This window comes from Neorhizobium sp. 05N33, assembly GCF_056397445.1.
Genome location: NZ_JBFTNK010000012.1, coordinates 43,037 through 59,332, shown reverse-complemented (window position 1 = coordinate 59,332; position 16,296 = coordinate 43,037). Strand labels below are relative to the sequence as shown.

16 protein-coding genes are annotated in these 16,296 nt (G+C 61.0%); 14 read left to right on the top strand and 2 right to left on the bottom strand.

The genetic code is table 11. The features are described 5' to 3' along the window. Nucleotides 1-37: 37 nt before the first annotated feature. The 5 genes from AC1DLT_RS24190 to gyrB all read left to right on the top strand — a co-directional run bounded on the left by AC1DLT_RS24190 (nucleotide 38) and on the right by gyrB (nucleotide 5,366). Complete coding sequence (locus AC1DLT_RS24190; protein WP_038594330.1) at nucleotides 38-736, top strand: Tim44/TimA family putative adaptor protein; 699 nt, start codon at nucleotides 38-40, stop codon at nucleotides 734-736. Continuing rightward, complete coding sequence (gene mltA, locus AC1DLT_RS24185) at nucleotides 733-1,851, top strand: murein transglycosylase A (protein WP_477488435.1); 1,119 nt, start codon at nucleotides 733-735, stop codon at nucleotides 1,849-1,851. Before AC1DLT_RS24190 ends, mltA begins: the two co-directional genes overlap by 4 nt. Continuing rightward, complete coding sequence (locus AC1DLT_RS24180) at nucleotides 1,848-2,429, top strand: Smr/MutS family protein (protein WP_477488434.1); 582 nt, start codon at nucleotides 1,848-1,850, stop codon at nucleotides 2,427-2,429. Before mltA ends, AC1DLT_RS24180 begins: the two co-directional genes overlap by 4 nt. Further along, on the top strand, nucleotides 2,426-2,791 hold the full coding sequence (locus tag AC1DLT_RS24175) for a helix-turn-helix domain-containing protein (protein ID WP_038547381.1): 366 nt from the start codon (nucleotides 2,426-2,428) through the stop codon (nucleotides 2,789-2,791). Before AC1DLT_RS24180 ends, AC1DLT_RS24175 begins: the two co-directional genes overlap by 4 nt. A 139-nt stretch (nucleotides 2,792-2,930) precedes the next feature. After that, nucleotides 2,931-5,366 carry a DNA topoisomerase (ATP-hydrolyzing) subunit B gene (gene gyrB / locus AC1DLT_RS24170; RefSeq protein ID WP_477488433.1) on the top strand — a complete coding sequence of 812 codons (2,436 nt, stop codon included), beginning with the start codon at nucleotides 2,931-2,933 and terminating at the stop codon, nucleotides 5,364-5,366. Between the two features lie 139 nt (nucleotides 5,367-5,505). Here gyrB and AC1DLT_RS24165 read toward each other — a convergent pair whose 3' ends face one another. Further along, a complete protein-coding gene (locus AC1DLT_RS24165; protein WP_477488432.1) occupies nucleotides 5,506-6,105 on the bottom strand; it encodes a nitroreductase family protein in 600 nt (199 codons plus the stop codon). Nucleotides 6,106-6,259: 154 nt separating this feature from the next. Here AC1DLT_RS24165 and AC1DLT_RS24160 point away from each other — a divergent pair, with 154 nt between their 5' ends. The 9 genes from AC1DLT_RS24160 (at nucleotide 6,260) to AC1DLT_RS24120 (ending at nucleotide 15,867) form a co-directional block, all read left to right on the top strand. Then, nucleotides 6,260-7,102 carry a fumarylacetoacetate hydrolase family protein gene (locus tag AC1DLT_RS24160; protein WP_477488431.1) on the top strand — a complete coding sequence of 281 codons (843 nt, stop codon included), beginning with the start codon at nucleotides 6,260-6,262 and terminating at the stop codon, nucleotides 7,100-7,102. 260 nt (nucleotides 7,103-7,362) lie between these two features. Then, nucleotides 7,363-8,646 (top strand): polyhydroxyalkanoate depolymerase, encoded by a 1,284-nt coding sequence (locus AC1DLT_RS24155; protein WP_477488507.1) that lies wholly within the window; start codon nucleotides 7,363-7,365, stop codon nucleotides 8,644-8,646. Nucleotides 8,647-8,794: 148 nt separating this feature from the next. After that, entirely contained in the window at nucleotides 8,795-9,217 is a 423-nt protein-coding gene (locus AC1DLT_RS24150; RefSeq protein WP_038547389.1) for a DUF2852 domain-containing protein, read from the top strand. A 91-nt stretch (nucleotides 9,218-9,308) separates the two neighbouring features. Beyond that, nucleotides 9,309-10,070, top strand: a complete 762-nt coding sequence (locus AC1DLT_RS24145) for a M48 family metallopeptidase (protein WP_151045374.1) — start codon at nucleotides 9,309-9,311, stop codon at nucleotides 10,068-10,070. A gap of 745 nt (nucleotides 10,071-10,815) precedes the next feature. After that, complete coding sequence (locus AC1DLT_RS24140; protein ID WP_247033268.1) at nucleotides 10,816-11,472, top strand: phosphoribosylanthranilate isomerase; 657 nt, start codon at nucleotides 10,816-10,818, stop codon at nucleotides 11,470-11,472. A gap of 11 nt (nucleotides 11,473-11,483) precedes the next feature. Further along, complete coding sequence (gene trpB / locus AC1DLT_RS24135; RefSeq protein WP_477488430.1) at nucleotides 11,484-12,704, top strand: tryptophan synthase subunit beta; 1,221 nt, start codon at nucleotides 11,484-11,486, stop codon at nucleotides 12,702-12,704. A gap of 1 nt (nucleotide 12,705) precedes the next feature. Continuing rightward, nucleotides 12,706-13,545, top strand: a complete 840-nt coding sequence (trpA, locus tag AC1DLT_RS24130; RefSeq protein WP_038591629.1) for a tryptophan synthase subunit alpha — start codon at nucleotides 12,706-12,708, stop codon at nucleotides 13,543-13,545. A gap of 39 nt (nucleotides 13,546-13,584) precedes the next feature. Next, nucleotides 13,585-14,481, top strand: coding sequence for an acetyl-CoA carboxylase, carboxyltransferase subunit beta (gene accD, locus AC1DLT_RS24125; RefSeq protein WP_038547403.1), 897 nt, complete (start codon nucleotides 13,585-13,587; stop codon nucleotides 14,479-14,481). A gap of 33 nt (nucleotides 14,482-14,514) precedes the next feature. Continuing rightward, nucleotides 14,515-15,867 carry a bifunctional folylpolyglutamate synthase/dihydrofolate synthase gene (locus tag AC1DLT_RS24120; RefSeq protein WP_477488429.1) on the top strand — a complete coding sequence of 451 codons (1,353 nt, stop codon included), beginning with the start codon at nucleotides 14,515-14,517 and terminating at the stop codon, nucleotides 15,865-15,867. An 81-nt stretch (nucleotides 15,868-15,948) separates the two neighbouring features. On the opposite strand, the gene trxA is transcribed toward AC1DLT_RS24120, so the two are convergent. Continuing rightward, nucleotides 15,949-16,269 (bottom strand): thioredoxin, encoded by a 321-nt coding sequence (trxA, locus tag AC1DLT_RS24115; RefSeq protein ID WP_038547409.1) that lies wholly within the window; start codon nucleotides 16,267-16,269, stop codon nucleotides 15,949-15,951. Nucleotides 16,270-16,296: the final 27 nt, after the last annotated feature.

The following is a 16,296-nucleotide window of genomic DNA, read 5'->3' as shown; positions in this document are numbered from 1 at the left end:
ACTGCACCGAACTTTTAAACGCCAAATGCGGGTTAAGATGGGCTCTAACGACTTTATAACACTCTTTTTCCTCGTCGCAGCGGTTCTGATCTTCCTGCAACTGCGCAGTGTGCTCGGACGCCGGACGGGAAGTGAGAAGCCGCCGTTCGATCCTTACAGCCCCCGCGACGTCGCAAAAAACCCGGGCGGCGACGACAGCAAGGTCGTGACCCTGCCGCGCCGGGATGCCACGGAGGACGAGCAGCGTTATGCGGATGTCGACGCTCTCGCCAAGCCGGCTACGCCGCTTAATGCCGCGCTGCGCGAATTGGTCAAGTCCGATCCCGCTTTCCGTCCCCGCGAGTTTCTCAACGGCGCCCGCATGGCGTACGAAATGATCGTCATGGCTTTTGCCGACGGCGACCGGAAGACGCTGAAGGGCCTTCTCTCCAAAGAGGTGTTCGACGGTTTCGATACGGCGATCACCGACCGGGAATCCCGCGGCGAAGTAGTGAAGTCCACCTTCGTCGGCATTGACAAGGCGGATATCACCCATGCCGCGGTCAAGGATGCCGAGGAACAGATCACCGTCCGCATCGTCAGCCAGTTGATTTCCGCCACCTATGACAAGGCCGGCGCGCTGATCGACGGCGATCAGGAAACCGTGGCCGAGGTCACCGACATCTGGACCTTTGCCCGTGACATCCACTCCCGCGATCCGAACTGGAGATTGGTCGCCACCGAATCCGAACAATGACCTTGAGCTCTGCGGATTATACTCTACGGCCGGTAACCTTCTCCGATCTTGCGGGGTGGGGCGATGACGATCCGACGGCACTGTTTGCCGGCATGCGCGCGTCGCTCGAGCATATCCGCAAGGTCAAGCCATACCGCACCGGTTCCCTCGGCCTGACCGCCGAAGAACTCGGCACCCTCATCGAAGCCGCCCGGGACCTCCCGGGCGATGCCGTTTCCGCCAGGGCCTTTTTCGAAACCCATTGCACACCCTTCCTGATCGCGCGCAGCGACGGCCGGCGCGGTTTCGTCACCGCTTTTTATGAGCCGGAAATAGAGGTCTCGGAAACGCGGGACGATGTCTGGGCGCATCCTTTCTATTATCGCCCGGACGATCTTATTGATCTCGACAACAGTAACCGTCCGGCGGGGTTGGACTCCGGCTACATGTTTGGCCGGCAGACACCTGACGGAGTCGAACCTTATCCGGATCGCGGCGAGATCGATCGCGGATTCCTCGAAGGCCGCGGCCTGGAGATCGCCTATGCGAAATCCAAGGTCGATGTCTTCTTCATCCACGTTCAGGGCGCCGCAAGACTGAGATATCCGGATGGAAACATCCGGCGGATCACCTATGCCGCCAAAGCGGGCCATCCGTTCTCGCCGATCGGCAGGCTGCTGATCGACCGTGGCGAGATCGATCCTGCGAAGATTTCCATGCAGAGCATCCGAACCTGGCTGGCTGAGAATCCGGCTAAGGTTGATGAACTGCTTTGGCACAATCGTTCGTACATCTTCTTCCGGCAAGCGGATGTCTCCGATCCGTCGCTCGGACCGGTGGCCGCCGCCAAGGTGCCGCTGATCCCGGGGCGCTCGCTGGCGGTCGATCGCCAGATCCACACTTTCGGTTTTCCCTTTTTCATCCGGTCCGAGACGCTGACCCATATGGATGGCGGCAAACCCTTCGCGCGGCTGATGCTGGCGCTTGATACCGGCTCGGCGATCGTCGGACCGGCGCGCGGCGACATTTTTACCGGCTCAGGCTTCGAGGCGGGCGAGCTTGCTGGAACGGTGCGCAACGATGCGGACTTCTATATTCTCATCCCCAAGGCAGCGTCTGTCAGGTACGGCGGATGAAGGGCGGTCGCAAACTCGATCCGGAAGAGCGGATATTGTGGGGAAGGGTGGCGAAGTCGGCCCGCGCCTTGCCCGGCCGCATGAAGGAGATCCTGCAATTCGAGGAAGCGGAGGCCGCAAAGATCGCCGCGGAAGAAGCTGCTGTCGAAGCGAAAAAGCCGAAACCCGCGCCGCGGCAAGAAAGTTATGCGGTCGAACTTCCGGTTGCCGTCCCCTCCAAGCGTCCCGTAGGCTCTCATCAGCCGCTCGAAAAGCCCGTCAAGAAAAAGCTCGCCAAGGGCCGGCTGCCGATCGACGCTCGGCTCGATCTGCACGGACTATTTCAGGGCGAGGCCCACGACCTGCTTCTCGACTTTTTGCTGCGGGCCCATGAACGCGGGCTCCGCCATGTCCTGGTGATCACCGGCAAGGGCAGCTCGATGGGCAGCGAAGGCGCGCTCCGACGCGCCGTGCCCCTGTGGTTTTCGAAAGCCGAATTCCGCTTCCTGATCTCCTCTTATGAATGGGCTGCGCGCCATCACGGCGGAGAGGGCGCCATGTATGTGCGGCTTTCCCGCAGCCGCGGAGATCGGGAATGACTCCCTTCGGTCATGCATTGAGAGAGCTGCGCCGCCGCAAGGGCATCACCCAGCGCGAGCTTGCTGAGGCGATCGGCGTCACGCCCGCCTATCTCTCCGCCCTGGAGCATGGAAAGCGCGGCCGTCCGACGTTCGAACTGCTGCAGCGGATCGCCGGATATTTCAACGTCATCTGGGACGAGGCAGAAGAACTTTTCCGCCTTGCCGAGGCGTCCCATCCGAAAGTCGTGCTCGATACCGCGGGTCTGCCGCCATCATACACCGGCTTTGCCAACCGTCTGGCGCAGCGGATTCGCTCTTTACCGCCCGACGTGATAGAGGAAATGGACACGCTCCTCAAAAAAGCCGAGATGCGAGGCTGAATTCGCTACGCATCCACGGCTTTCATGCCGTATTGGCGAGGCTCAACCTTTAGAAACCGCCCCGATTTCCCTATATTCTGAGGGTGGAATAGCCGGTGATTCGCTTCACCGGCATCTCAAACGAATTGGAAGATAATTGATGACCGATACACCCGTCAGCGATAATGGCGCGAGTGCCGAATACGGTGCCGACTCGATCAAGGTTCTGAAGGGCCTTGATGCAGTGCGCAAGCGCCCCGGCATGTATATCGGCGATACTGACGACGGCTCCGGCCTGCACCACATGGTCTACGAAGTCGTCGACAACGCGATCGACGAAGCGCTTGCCGGTCATGCCGACCTGGTTACCGTGACCCTTAATGCCGACGGTTCGATCACCGTCACGGACAACGGACGCGGCATCCCGACCGACATTCACACCGGCGAAGGCGTCTCCGCTGCCGAAGTGATCATGACCCAGCTCCATGCGGGCGGTAAGTTCGACCAGAACTCCTACAAGGTGTCCGGCGGTCTGCACGGCGTCGGCGTCTCGGTCGTCAATGCATTGTCCGTCTGGCTGAAACTGCGCATTCGCCGCAATGGCAAACTCCACGAGATTTCCTTCACACATGGTGTCGCCGACGGACCGCTCAAAGTCATCGGCGAATACGAAGGCCGTTCCGGAACCGAGGTCACCTTCCTCGCCAGCTCCGACACCTTCACGATGACCGAATACGACTATGGCACGCTCGAGCATCGCCTGCGCGAACTGGCCTTCCTGAATTCCGGCGTTAGAATCCGGCTAACGGACAAGCGCAAGCCGGACATCAAGGAGGAAGAGATGCTGTATGACGGCGGTCTCGAAGCCTTCGTCCGTTATCTCGATCGCTCCAAGAAGCCGCTGGTCGACAAGCCCGTCGCCATCAAGGGCGAGAAGGACGGCATGACGGTCGAAGTGGCCATGTGGTGGAACGACAGCTACCACGAAAACATGCTCTGCTTCACCAACAACATTCCCCAGCGCGATGGCGGCACCCATATGGCCGGCTTCCGGGGCGCGCTGACGCGCCAGGTGACGTCCTATGCGGATAGTTCCGGTATCACCAAAAAGGAAAAGGTAACGCTGCAGGGAGAAGACTGCCGCGAGGGCCTGACCGCCGTGCTTTCCGTCAAGGTGCCCGACCCCAAGTTCTCGTCGCAGACCAAGGACAAGCTCGTGTCGTCGGAAGTTCGGCCGGTGGTCGAAAGCCTGATGAACGAAGCGCTGAGCACCTGGTTTGAAGAACATCCGACCGAAGCGAAGATCCTCGTCGGCAAGGTGGTCGAAGCAGCAGTCGCCCGCGAAGCCGCCCGCAAGGCCCGCGAATTGACCCGCCGCAAGGGCGTGCTCGACATCGCCTCGCTGCCCGGCAAGCTTGCCGACTGCTCCGAGCGCGATCCGGCCAAGTCCGAACTTTTCCTCGTCGAGGGCGATTCCGCCGGCGGTTCCGCCAAGCAGGGTCGTTCGCGAGAGAACCAGGCGATCCTCCCGCTCCGCGGCAAGATCCTCAACGTCGAGCGTGCTCGTTTCGACAAGATGCTCGGAAGCCAGGAAATCGGCACGCTGATCACCGCGCTCGGCACGTCGATCGGCAAGGACGAGTTCAACGCCGACAAGCTGCGTTACCACAAGATCATCATCATGACGGACGCCGACGTTGATGGCGCCCATATCCGCACCCTGCTTCTGACCTTCTTCTTCCGCCAGATGCCGGACCTGATCGAACGCGGCCATATCTATATCGCCCAGCCGCCGCTCTATAAAGTCAGCCGCGGCAAGTCGATCCAGTACCTGAAGAACGAAGGCGCGCTGGAAGAATACCTGATCACCATGGGCCTTGAGGAAGCGACCCTGACGCTCGGTTCCGGTGAAGTGCGTGCCGGCCAGGATATGCGCGAAGTCATCCAGGATGCACTGCGCCTGCGCAGCCTGGTCGAGGGCCTGCATTCCCGCTATAGCCGCTCGATCATCGAACAGGCTGCGATCGCCGGCGCGCTCAATCCGGAGCTTACCGATAATCGCGAACGGGCCCAGCAGACCGCCGACGAAGTGGCGCGCCGCCTCGATATGATCGCCGAAGAGACCGAACGCGGCTGGTCCGGCCATGTGACGGACGAGGGCGGTCTGCGTTTCGAGCGGATGGTGCGCGGCGTCAAGGAAGTCGCGGCCGTCGACGTGGCGCTGATCGGCTCGGCCGATGCCCGCCATATCGACCAGATGACCCCGCGCCTGCAGGAAATCTACCGCACCCCGCCGGTCCTCACGCGCAAGGACGGCCAGCAGGAAATGTCCGGCCCCCGCGCCCTCCTGGAATCGATCTTCGCAACCGGCCGCAAGGGCCTCTCCATGCAGCGTTACAAGGGCCTCGGCGAGATGAATGCCGAGCAGCTCTGGGAAACGACGCTCGATCCGAACGTCCGCTCGCTGCTGCAGGTCAGGGTGAACGATGCGACCGATGCCGATGGTCTCTTCTCACGCCTGATGGGCGACGAAGTCGAACCGCGCCGCGAGTTCATCCAGGATAACGCCCTGAGCGTTGCCAACCTCGACATCTGAGGTCTAAGCTTCATTAACAATGAAAGCGGCGGTCCGGATCGGGCCGCCGCTTTTTGTTTGTCCAGTTCGAAAGTGTTTCACGTGAATCTTTTCTGTGGATAGGGATTCACGTGAAACAATTTCGAGAGATCGCCGGCGCTCAGGGCTCTCCGGTAAATTTTCCTTCGAAGGCGATTTCCGAAACCGGCTTGCGCTTGCTTGGAAACTCCCGCTCGGCAAGATCGTCGGGAAGCGTGCTCCGGTCCGCAATGCGGCCGATCGCAGCCGCTGCCTCGGCCCGGTAACCTTCCGGAATGCCCAGAACCTCGACAGCCTTTTCCTTGTCGAAACCCTCCATGCCATGCGCGTGATAACCGAGTTTCATCGCCTGGCAGATCACCGAGAACCAGGCAGCCCCCGTATCGTAGGAATGGGTGTAGGCAAGCCGGTGCTCGCCATTGCTTGCCACGCGATAGGTCTTCGAGACGACGATCATCAGCGCTGCCGCGTTCTGCGCCCAGCGCTGGTTACCCGGCGAAAGAATGTCGACGAGCACCGGAAAAGATGGCGTGCCGCGCAGTGCATAGATGAAACGCCAAGGCTGGTTGTTGCCGGAGGAGGGCGCCCAGTGAGCGGCATCAAGGATCGTCAGCATGGTCGCCTGATCGATCGTCTCCGCGGTAAACGCCCGCGGCGACCAGCGGTCGAGGAAAAATGTATCGATCGGAAACTCCGAGTCGCGGGTGTTGCTGCTGGTCATGGGCATTCTCCGAAATTGCAGGCCGGGAGGAGATTTAGGATTAACAATAAGCCCGGCGACCTGGTTGGCAACAGACTTCTGGTTGGCTGAAAACGGGGGTGACAAGCCGGGGCGCATGTTTCATAAACCTCCTCGATAAATGGAGGACCATGTTTTGAAACTGATGCGCATTGGTGAGCCGGGCCATGAAAAGCCGGCACTTTTTGACAACAAGGGCAAGATCCGCGATCTGTCCGGCCATGTCGCCGACATTGCCGGACCTGCGATTTCCCCGGAAGGCCTTGCCAGGATCGCCGCTCTCGATCCGGAAAGCCTGCCCGAACTGCAACCGACCCGCATCGGCGCCTGCGTCGCCGGCACCGGGAAGTTCATCTGCATCGGCCTCAACTATTCCGACCACGCCGCCGAAACCGGCGCGACCGTGCCGCCGGAGCCGATCATCTTCATGAAGGCGACCTCCGCCATCGTCGGCCCGAACGACGACGTGGTCATCCCGCGTGGTTCCCAGAAGACAGACTGGGAAGTCGAGCTCGGGGTGGTCATCGGCAAGACCGCGAAATATGTCTCGGAAGCTGATGCGATGGATTATGTCGCCGGCTACTGCCTGACCAACGACGTCTCCGAACGCGCCTTCCAGAGCGAGCGCTCGGGTCAGTGGACCAAGGGCAAGTCCTGCGACACCTTCGGCCCGATCGGCCCCTGGCTCGTCACCAAGGACGAAATCGCCGATCCGCAGAACCTCGGCATGTGGCTCACGGTCAATGGCGAGAAGATGCAGAACGGCTCCACGAAGACGATGGTCTACGGCGTCCGTTATCTCGTCTCCTACCTCAGCCAGTTCATGTCGCTGCATCCGGGCGACATCATCTCCACCGGCACGCCTCCGGGCGTCGGCCTCGGCATGAAGCCGCAGCGCTTCCTGAAACCCGGCGAAGTCGTCGAACTCGGCATCGACGGCCTCGGCACCCAACGCCAGACCTTCGTTGCTGACGTCTAAATAATAGGAGGACTCATGCCCGCCGGCGGGCATGAGTCCTTAACCAGGCTTGGAAGGTGGAACTTTAAGGCTTACATGTCATTCTCAAGACAGCAGAATGATCTGCCGCCCCGCCTTCCTCTTGGCCAATTCAGCCGGTATTCCCCATAATGTTGCATCGCAATAGAAAAGTGCTTGCCTATCCTCACACTGCTCCTGAACCGATCGGTTCGATGTCCCTGTCGAATGCGCTGTCGGAAATCACGAAAGGTAGCACGTCGATGTTCTATCAGTTCTACGAGATGAACCACGCCGCGATGGCTCCCGTCCGCGCCGCCGCGGATGCCATGCACTTCTTCTATTCCAATCCGCTCAATCCGTTTTCCCACACCACGATGGGCCGCACGCTGTCCGCCAGCCTTGAAGTCTTCGAGCGCGTCACGCGCCGTTACGGCAAGCCGGCCTTCGATCTCCCCTTCACGACTGTCGATGGTGAGACCGTCGCGGTAACGGAAGAGATCGTCTGGACCAAGCCTTTCTGCAATCTCCTGCATTTCCGCCGCGATCTGCCCACCGGTCGTGCCCCGGATCAGAAGATCCTGATCGTTGCGCCGATGTCCGGCCACTATGCGACGCTGCTGCGCGGCACCGTGGAAGCGCTGTTGCCGAGCGCCGACGTCTACATCACGGACTGGATCGATGCCCGCATGGTGCCGATCACCGACGGCCGCTTCGATCTCGACGACTATATCGACTATATCATCGAGATGCTGCATGCGATCGGCCCCGGCGCCCATGTCATCGGGGTCTGTCAGCCCTCGGTTCCGGTGCTTGCCGCCGTTGCCGTCATGGAATCCCAGCGGGATGCCATGCTTCCGGCCTCGATGATCCTGATGGGCGGTCCGATCGACACCCGCATCAACCCGACCGCCGTCAACAAGCTTGCGGAAGAACATCCGATCGAGTGGTTCCGCGATAACGTCATCATGAACGTGCCGTGGCCGCATACGGGTTTCATGCGCCGCGTCTATCCGGGCTTCCTGCAATTGTCCGGCTTCATGTCGATGAACCTTGACCGCCATGTCAGCGCCCACAAGGAATTTTTCCAGCACCTCGTCAAGAACGACGGCGAGTCTGCCGAGAAGCATCGCGAGTTCTACGACGAATATCTGGCGGTCATGGACCTCACCGAGGAGTTCTACCTCCAGACGGTCGACACGGTCTTCATCAAGCATTCACTGCCGAAGGGCGAGATGATGCACCGGAATGTACCGGTCGATACCAAGCTCATCCGTCAGGTGGCGCTTCTGACCGTCGAGGGCGAGAACGACGATATCTCCGGTCTCGGCCAGACCAATGCGGCGCAGACCATCTGCCCCAATATCCCCGATGACATGCGCCTGCATTACATGCAGCCGGATGTCGGCCATTACGGCGTGTTCAACGGCTCGCGTTTCCGCCGCGAGATCGCGCCTCGCATCGTTGCCTTCACCCAGAAACATGCCAGGTCTGTGACCAAGAAGACTCCGGTCAAGCGGGTCATCAAGGGCGGCAAGGCCGGCTAAGTCCGGTCGCGTCTTCGAATTCTGGTTTATATTTCAGCATCTTCTTGAATTTAATGATCCGTCTTCTTGAAGGCGGATCATGGGCTCACCAAATCGAATTCAGTCGGGCTGGCATGTGGCCACCCGCTGAAACATCAGGGTGTGACCAATGAACCAGTCAGCATTGATTCGTCCGGAGTGGACGCCGGCTACCATCGCGCTCATGGTGCTCGGTTTCGTCGTTTTCTGGCCGCTCGGCCTTGCCATGCTCGCCTACATTCTGTTCGGGGAGAGGCTCCGCGGCTTCAAGCGTGATGCCAACCACCGCGCCGACCGGATGTTCGCCGGCTGCCGTCGGGCGAAGTCCCGCTACAACACGCATTTCACCACTGGCAACGTCGCCTTTGACGACTGGCGCAAGACCGAGATCGACCGGATCGAGGAAGAGCGCCGCAAGCTGGATGAGATGCGCGAAGAATTCGACAACTATGTCCGCGAGCTTCGCCGCGCCAAGGACCAGGAAGAATTCGACCGCTTCATGCGCGAGCGGCAGAACCGTTCCTCCGGCCAGAACCCGGTTGTCGATCTCTGATCCTCCCAGGGATTCACGTGAAACGTGATGGGGAGCCGGCGTCGTTGAGACGCCGGCTTTCTTATGGAAAGGAATCGGCTAGAAAGGGTCCATGTTCGCGCTTCTGAAAAAGCCAGTCCGCTCCAAGCCGAAACCGCTCGAAACGGTGAAGCGGACGCTTGATGTCGGTGATCGGGCGATGCCGCTGACGATCAGGGAAAACCGCCGCGCCACCCGCATTACGCTCAGGATCGAACCCGGCGGCCGCGCGCTCAACCTTACGGTGCCAGCGGGTCTGCTGAAGCGCGAGATCGACGATTTCCTCGACCGTCACCAGGGCTGGCTCCTCACCAAGCTCGCCAAATTTTCGGCCGATAACCCGATCCGATCAGGCGGCCGCATCGCCTTTCGCGGCGTGCCCCATCGGATCGAACATACCGGCACGCTGCGCGGCCTCACCGAAGCGGTGCTGGTCGATGGCGAACCGGTGCTGCGGGTCAGCGGCCTCGAGGATCACATGGGCCGTCGGCTCTCCGCCTTCTTCAAGAAGGAAGCGCGCAAGGATCTCGAAGTGCTGGTCGCCCGCCACGCCGCCGCCATCCGCAAACCGGTCAAGTCAGTCTCCATGAAGGACACCCGCAGCCGCTGGGGTTCCTGTTCCTGGGATGGAAACCTCAGTTTTTCCTGGCGCATCGTCATGGCCCCGCCTCTCGTCATCGATTATCTCGCCGCCCATGAAGTGGCGCACCTGAAGGAGATGAACCACGGCCCGAAATTCTGGGCGTTGTGCCGAGAGCTCTGCCCGCGCATGGAAGAGGCCCGAAAATGGCTGAAACAGCATGGGTCCCAGCTACATGCGATTGATTTCGAGTGACGAGGTTGCGGCCGTGGTCCCCGGGTCAAGCCCGAGGTGATGGGGGAGCAGTAAGTGCAGGAAGCGGTTGGCAGCGGAGGGTGTGGCACCCCCCTCTGCCCTGCCGGGCATCTCCCCCACAAGGAGGGAGATTGGCTGGGAGCCTGCTCACAGCCCTCCATTGGGCGTTGCATGTTTCGCGGCGGTAGTTTGGAAGCGAGGATCGCGACGCTTGTGATCTCCCCACCCGTGGGGGAGATGCCCGGCAGGGCAGAGGGGGGCTTGCTTAGGCAAATCAGTCACTTGGGAAACAAAAGCATAAAAATACACCCTCGCTCATCCCCACCCCTCGACCCCGTGCCTACAATCCACCCGTCCCGTTTCGGCTACACCGGCCCGCATGACCGGCGAGGCGGGACCGGTGCCTTGATGATCTGCCGTCATGCAGGTGGGTCGCCAGGGGCTGCGCAGAAAATGGTCTCCCTCTCGCCCTGAGGCGGGGCGTGCGTGTGTCGCACACAACCCGGTATGGCATTCCGCAAGGACGCAAGACCATACCGCCGCAGAGGGACCGGAGTTGCGCGGAAAACACACCGAACGGGGCACGTCGCGTGTCATTATTAAATTTCAATTCGAGGCACACGACGTGTCCCGGCCGATCCTCGGGGAGAACCCGAAGACGAAAATAACCAGGATCACCAAGGCCGCATTCCGTCTGCTATGATTTGCCTCGACTCCGGCGGAATTTCATGCCACTCCGCACGTCATGAAACCTGATATCAAGATTTGCGGGTTGAAAACCCCCGAGGCTGTTGATCGCGCCGTGGCGCGGGGCGCCTCGCATATCGGCTTCATCTTTTTCGCCAAGAGCCCGCGTTATGTCGAACCGGACCTGGCCGGAGACCTTGCCGATCGAGTCCGCGGGCGGGTGAAGCTCGTCGCGGTGACCGTTAATGCCGACGACGAGGAGCTCGACGACATCGTCTCGATGGTGCGGCCGGACATCCTGCAACTGCATGGCAATGAGAGCCCGGAACGGGTTCTGCAGGTAAAAGCGCTTTTCGGTCTGCCGGTCATGAAGGCATTTTCCGTGAAGGAAGCTGGCGATCTCGACCGGATCGATCCTTATATCGGCGTTGCCGATCGCTTTCTTTTCGATGCCAAAGCGCCCGCCGGATCCGAATTGCCGGGTGGCAACGGCATTTCCTTCGACTGGAGCCTGATGGCTTCCCTTGACGAGGGCGTGGATTACATGCTTTCGGGAGGATTGAACAAGGATAATGCCGTTATTGCCCTCAAATCGACGCGGGCAAGCGGTATCGACTTATCGTCCGGCGTGGAAAGCGCGCCGGGCATCAAGGACCTTGGAATGATCGATGCCTTTTTCGATGCCGTCGCAGAGGCGGGTCGAAAGGGCGCGTGAGGGAGTAGAGAGTGAACGAGACGCCACAACCCAATTCGTTCCGTGCCGGCCCCGACGAGGATGGCCGTTTCGGTATTTTCGGCGGGCGCTTTGTCGCCGAAACGCTGATGCCGCTGATCCTGGATCTCCAGGGCGAATGGGAAAAGGCGAAGAACGATCCGGCCTTCCAGAAGGAACTGGCTGATCTCGGCGCCCATTATATCGGCCGTCCGAGCCCGCTTTATTTCGCCGAGCGCCTGACCGAACATCTCGGCGGCGCCAAGATCTATTTCAAGCGCGAAGAGCTGAACCATACCGGTTCGCACAAGATCAACAACTGCATTGGCCAGATCCTGCTCGCCAAGCGCATGGGCAAGACCCGAATCATCGCCGAGACCGGCGCCGGCCAGCATGGCGTCGCGTCGGCGACCGTTGCCGCCCGCTTCGGTTTCCCTTGCGTCGTCTACATGGGTGCGACCGACGTCCAGCGCCAGGCGCCGAACGTTTTCCGCATGAAGCTTCTCGGTGCTGAAGTCCGTCCGGTGACCGCCGGTCACGGCACGCTGAAGGACGCCATGAACGAGGCGTTGCGTGACTGGGTCACCAATGTCGACGACACCTATTACCTGATCGGCACCGCCGCCGGCCCGCATCCCTATCCGGAAATGGTCCGCGACTTCCAGTCGGTGATCGGCACCGAAGCCCGCGCCCAGTTACTGGAAGCCGAAGGCAGGCTGCCGGATGTCGTCATCGCCGCCGTTGGCGGCGGTTCGAACGCGATCGGCATCTTCCATCCGTTCCTGGACGACAAAAGCGTCCGGATCGTCGGCGTCGAAGCTGGCGGCCGTGGCCTCCAGGGCGTCGATCATTGCGCCTCGATCACTGCCGGATCGCCAGGCGTCCTGCATGGCAACCGTACCTATCTGCTGCAGGATGGCGACGGCCAGATCCTCGAAGGCCATTCGATTTCGGCCGGCCTCGATTACCCGGGCATCGGTCCGGAACATAGCTGGCTGCATTCCATCGGGCGCGCCGAATACGTGCCGATCATGGATGACGAAGCGCTCGACGCTTTCCAGATGCTGACCCGTCTCGAAGGCATCATCCCGGCGCTGGAGCCGAGCCATGCGCTCGCCGAAGTGATCAAGCGCGCCCCGAAGATGGGCAAGGACGAAATCATCCTGATGAATCTGTCGGGCCGTGGAGACAAGGACATCTTCACCGTCGGCAAGATTCTCGGCATGGAGCTTTGATATGACCGCTCGTATGGACAAACGTTTCGCGGCCCTGAAGGCCGAGGGTCGCCCCGCGCTGATCACCTACATCATGGGCGGCGATCCGGATTTCGAAACCTCGCTCGGCATCATGAAGGCATTGCCTGATGCCGGTGCCGATCTCATCGAGCTCGGCATGCCGTTTTCGGATCCGATGGCCGATGGTCCGGCAGTCCAGATGGCCGGTCAGCGCGCCCTCAAGGGCGGCCAGACGCTCGCAAAGACGCTCAAGCTTGCGGCCACTTTCCGCGAAACCGATACCGAAACGCCGATCGTGATGATGGGTTACTACAACCCGATCTATGTCTACGGCGTCGAGAGATTCCTCGATGACGTGATTGCGTCGGGCATCGACGGCCTGATCGTCGTCGATCTGCCGCCGGAAATGGATGACGAGCTTTGCATCCCGGCACTGGCCAAGGGCGTCAACTTCATCCGCCTCGCCACCCCGACCACCGACGACAAGCGCCTTCCGGCCGTTCTCAAGAACACGTCGGGTTTCGTCTATTACGTCTCGATGAACGGCATTACCGGATCGGCCCTTCCGGATCCGTCGCTGATCGGCGGAGCCGTCAAGCGCATCAAGGGCCACACGGCTCTGCCGGTCTGCGTCGGTTTCGGCGTCAAGACCGCGGATCACGCCAAGGCAATCGGCGCTGCGGCGGATGGCGTCGTTGTCGGCTCGGCAATCGTTAGCCAGATCGCCGGCAGCCTCACCAAGGATGGCAAGGCTGGCCCGGATACCGTCGCTGCGGTCGCGACCCTGGTTCGCGGTCTTGCAACCGGCGTGCGCGCTGCCCGCCTTGTTGCCGCCGAATAGTTTCCCACATTAGGCTTCAGTTAATCGGGAGTACGCCAAGTGAACTGGATCACCAATTACGTCCGGCCGCGCATCAACTCCATGCTCGGTCGTCCCAACCGGGACGTTCCGGAAAATCTCTGGATCAAGTGCCCGGAAACCGGCGAGATGGTCTTTCATAAGGACCTGGAAGAGAACAAGTGGGTCATCCCCGCTTCCGGCTTCCACATGAAGATGCCGGCCAAGGCCCGCCTCGTCGATCTTTTCGATGGCGGTGTCTTCGAAGCGTTGCCGCAGCCGAAGGTCGCCCAGGATCCGCTGAAATTCCGCGATTCCAAGCGTTATGCCGATCGCCTGAAGGATAGTCGCGTCAAGACCGAGCAGGAAGACACGATTCTCGCCGGCCTCGGCGAGGTCCAGGGCCTGAAGCTGGTCGCCGTCGTGCATGAATTCAACTTTATCGGCGGTTCGCTCGGCATGGCGGCTGGTGAGGCGATCGTCCGGGCTTGCGAACGAGCACTCACCGAAAAATGCCCGCTGGTGATCTTCCCGGCCTCCGGCGGCGCTCGCATGCAGGAAGGCATCCTGTCGCTGATGCAGCTTCCGCGCACCACGGTTGCGGTCGACATGCTGAAGGAAGCAGGCCTGCCTTATATCGTCGTGCTCACCAACCCGACGACCGGCGGCGTCACCGCCTCCTACGCCATGCTGGGTGATGTCCATATTGCCGAGCCCGGCGCCGAAATCGGCTTTGCCGGCAAGCGCGTCATCGAACAGACGCTGCGCGAAAAGCTGCCTGAAGGCTTCCAGACGTCGGAATACCTGCTGGAGCATGGCATGGTCGATATGGTGGTAAAGCGCCACGAGATTCCATCGACACTGGCCAAGATCCTGAAGATGCTGACGAAACAGCCTGTTCAGGAAGTGCTTCCGGCGCCCATCGCGCTCAGCGCCTGACCGAGAGAGAGCATCGAGAGCCGGAGCGGCGGGATGACCACCATGAACGAGCCCGTTGTGAGCGAGGCCGAGCGGGAAATTGAACGACTGATGACCCTTCATCCGAAGGGTTTCGATCTTTCGCTCGACAGGATCACCCGCCTGCTCGAGATACTCGGCAATCCGCATAGGAAGCTGCCGCGCGTCATCCATGTGGCCGGCACCAATGGCAAGGGCTCCGTGACGGCCTTCTGCCGTGCCCTGCTTGAGGCAGGCGGTTATGCGACGCATGTCCACACGTCCCCGCATCTCGTCCACTGGCATGAACGCTATCGGATCGGCGTCAAGGGCGGCAGCAGCCGGATCGTCGGCGACGAGATGCTGGCGGATGCGTTACGACGCATCGCGGCGGCCAATAACGGCCAGATGATTACCGTCTTCGAGATCCTCACAGCGGCGACTTTCCTCCTGTTCTCCGAACAGCCTGGCGATGCGGTGATCCTCGAAGTCGGCCTCGGCGGTCGTTTCGATGCCACCAATGTCATTTCAGATCCTGCGGTTTCGGTCATCATGCCGATCTCGCTCGACCACCAGGCCTATCTCGGCGACCGCGTCGAACTGATTGCCGCCGAGAAGGCCGGGATCATGAAGCGCGGCCGTCCCGTCGTCATCGGCCATCAGGAATTCGAAGCGGCCCGCGACGTGCTGGTTTCGACTGCAGAACGGCTCGGCTGTCCGACCGCCGTTTATGGCCAGGAATTTTCGGCCCATGAGGAATTCGGCCGGCTGATCTATCAGGATGAGTTCGGTCTTGCCGACCTGCCTTTGCCACGCCTGCCGGGGCGTCACCAATACGCCAATGCCGCCGCCGCCATCCGCGCCGTCAAGGCGGCCGGTTTTACCGTCACCGAAGCGATGATGGAAAAGGCGATGGCGACCGTCGAATGGCCGGCCCGCCTCCAGAAGCTGACCGAAGGCAAACTGCTGCAATATGCGCCCGAAGGCTCTGAAATCTGGCTGGATGGCGGGCACAATCCCGGCGCCGGCGAGGTGATCGCCGAGGCGATGGCATCCTTCGAGGAGCGCCAGGCTCGGCCGCTTTACATTATTGCCGGCATGATCAACACCAAGGACCCGATCGGCTATTTCCGTGCCTTTGCCGATATCGCAGAACACGTCTTCACCGTGCGCATCCGCGGCAGCGAATCGGGTCTCGACCCGGTGGTTCTTGCCCATGCCGCCTTCGATGCCGGCTTGGTGGCCGAGCCCGCCGGCTCCACGGCCGAGGCGCTGCAGGAAATCGCCCGCCGCCAGGTGCCGGGCGCTCCGCCGCCGCGCATCCTGATCGGCGGTTCGCTTTATTTCGCCGGCAACGTACTTGCCGACAACGGCACCCCGCCGACCTGACCGGGAAGGGCGCGACCGACATAGAAAAAGCCCGGCTGCAGGGATCAGCCGGGCTTTTTTATGCGGGCATGCGACTGGAAGTTAGGCGGCGCTGGAAATCCAGGCCGAAAGGGCGGTCTTCGGAGCGGCGCCAACCTTGATGTCGGCCACTTCGCCACCCTTGAACATGGCAAGCGTCGGGATCGAACGCACGCCGAACTGGGCAGCCAGTTCAGGATTTTCGTCGATATTCAGCTTGACGACCTTCACCTTGCCGGCGAGCTCGTTCGAAATTTCTTCGAGGCTCGGACCGATCATTTTGCAGGGGCCGCACCATTCAGCCCAGAAATCCACGATCACCGGTTCGGCTGCATCGAGGACTTCGGCTTGAAAGTTGCTGTTATCGACTTTAACGGTAGCCATAGGGCTCTCCTTCACGATTCTCTGTTG

What these genes read in the sequence shown, in the direction of transcription:
- AC1DLT_RS24190 (WP_038594330.1), top strand. Translation starts at nt 38, where the DNA reads ATGGGCTCTAACGACTTTATAACACTCTTTTTCCTCGTCGCAGCGGTT.
- mltA (WP_477488435.1), top strand. Translation starts at nt 733, where the DNA reads ATGACCTTGAGCTCTGCGGATTATACTCTACGGCCGGTAACCTTCTCC.
- AC1DLT_RS24180 (WP_477488434.1), top strand. Translation starts at nt 1,848, where the DNA reads ATGAAGGGCGGTCGCAAACTCGATCCGGAAGAGCGGATATTGTGGGGA.
- AC1DLT_RS24175 (WP_038547381.1), top strand. Translation starts at nt 2,426, where the DNA reads ATGACTCCCTTCGGTCATGCATTGAGAGAGCTGCGCCGCCGCAAGGGC.
- gyrB (WP_477488433.1), top strand. Translation starts at nt 2,931, where the DNA reads ATGACCGATACACCCGTCAGCGATAATGGCGCGAGTGCCGAATACGGT.
- AC1DLT_RS24165 (WP_477488432.1), bottom strand. Translation starts at nt 6,105, where the DNA reads ATGACCAGCAGCAACACCCGCGACTCGGAGTTTCCGATCGATACATTT.
- AC1DLT_RS24155 (WP_477488507.1), top strand. Translation starts at nt 7,363, where the DNA reads ATGTTCTATCAGTTCTACGAGATGAACCACGCCGCGATGGCTCCCGTC.
- AC1DLT_RS24150 (WP_038547389.1), top strand. Translation starts at nt 8,795, where the DNA reads ATGAACCAGTCAGCATTGATTCGTCCGGAGTGGACGCCGGCTACCATC.
- AC1DLT_RS24145 (WP_151045374.1), top strand. Translation starts at nt 9,309, where the DNA reads ATGTTCGCGCTTCTGAAAAAGCCAGTCCGCTCCAAGCCGAAACCGCTC.
- AC1DLT_RS24140 (WP_247033268.1), top strand. Translation starts at nt 10,816, where the DNA reads ATGAAACCTGATATCAAGATTTGCGGGTTGAAAACCCCCGAGGCTGTT.
- trpA (WP_038591629.1), top strand. Translation starts at nt 12,706, where the DNA reads ATGACCGCTCGTATGGACAAACGTTTCGCGGCCCTGAAGGCCGAGGGT.
- AC1DLT_RS24120 (WP_477488429.1), top strand. Translation starts at nt 14,515, where the DNA reads ATGACCACCATGAACGAGCCCGTTGTGAGCGAGGCCGAGCGGGAAATT.
- trxA (WP_038547409.1), bottom strand. Translation starts at nt 16,269, where the DNA reads ATGGCTACCGTTAAAGTCGATAACAGCAACTTTCAAGCCGAAGTCCTC.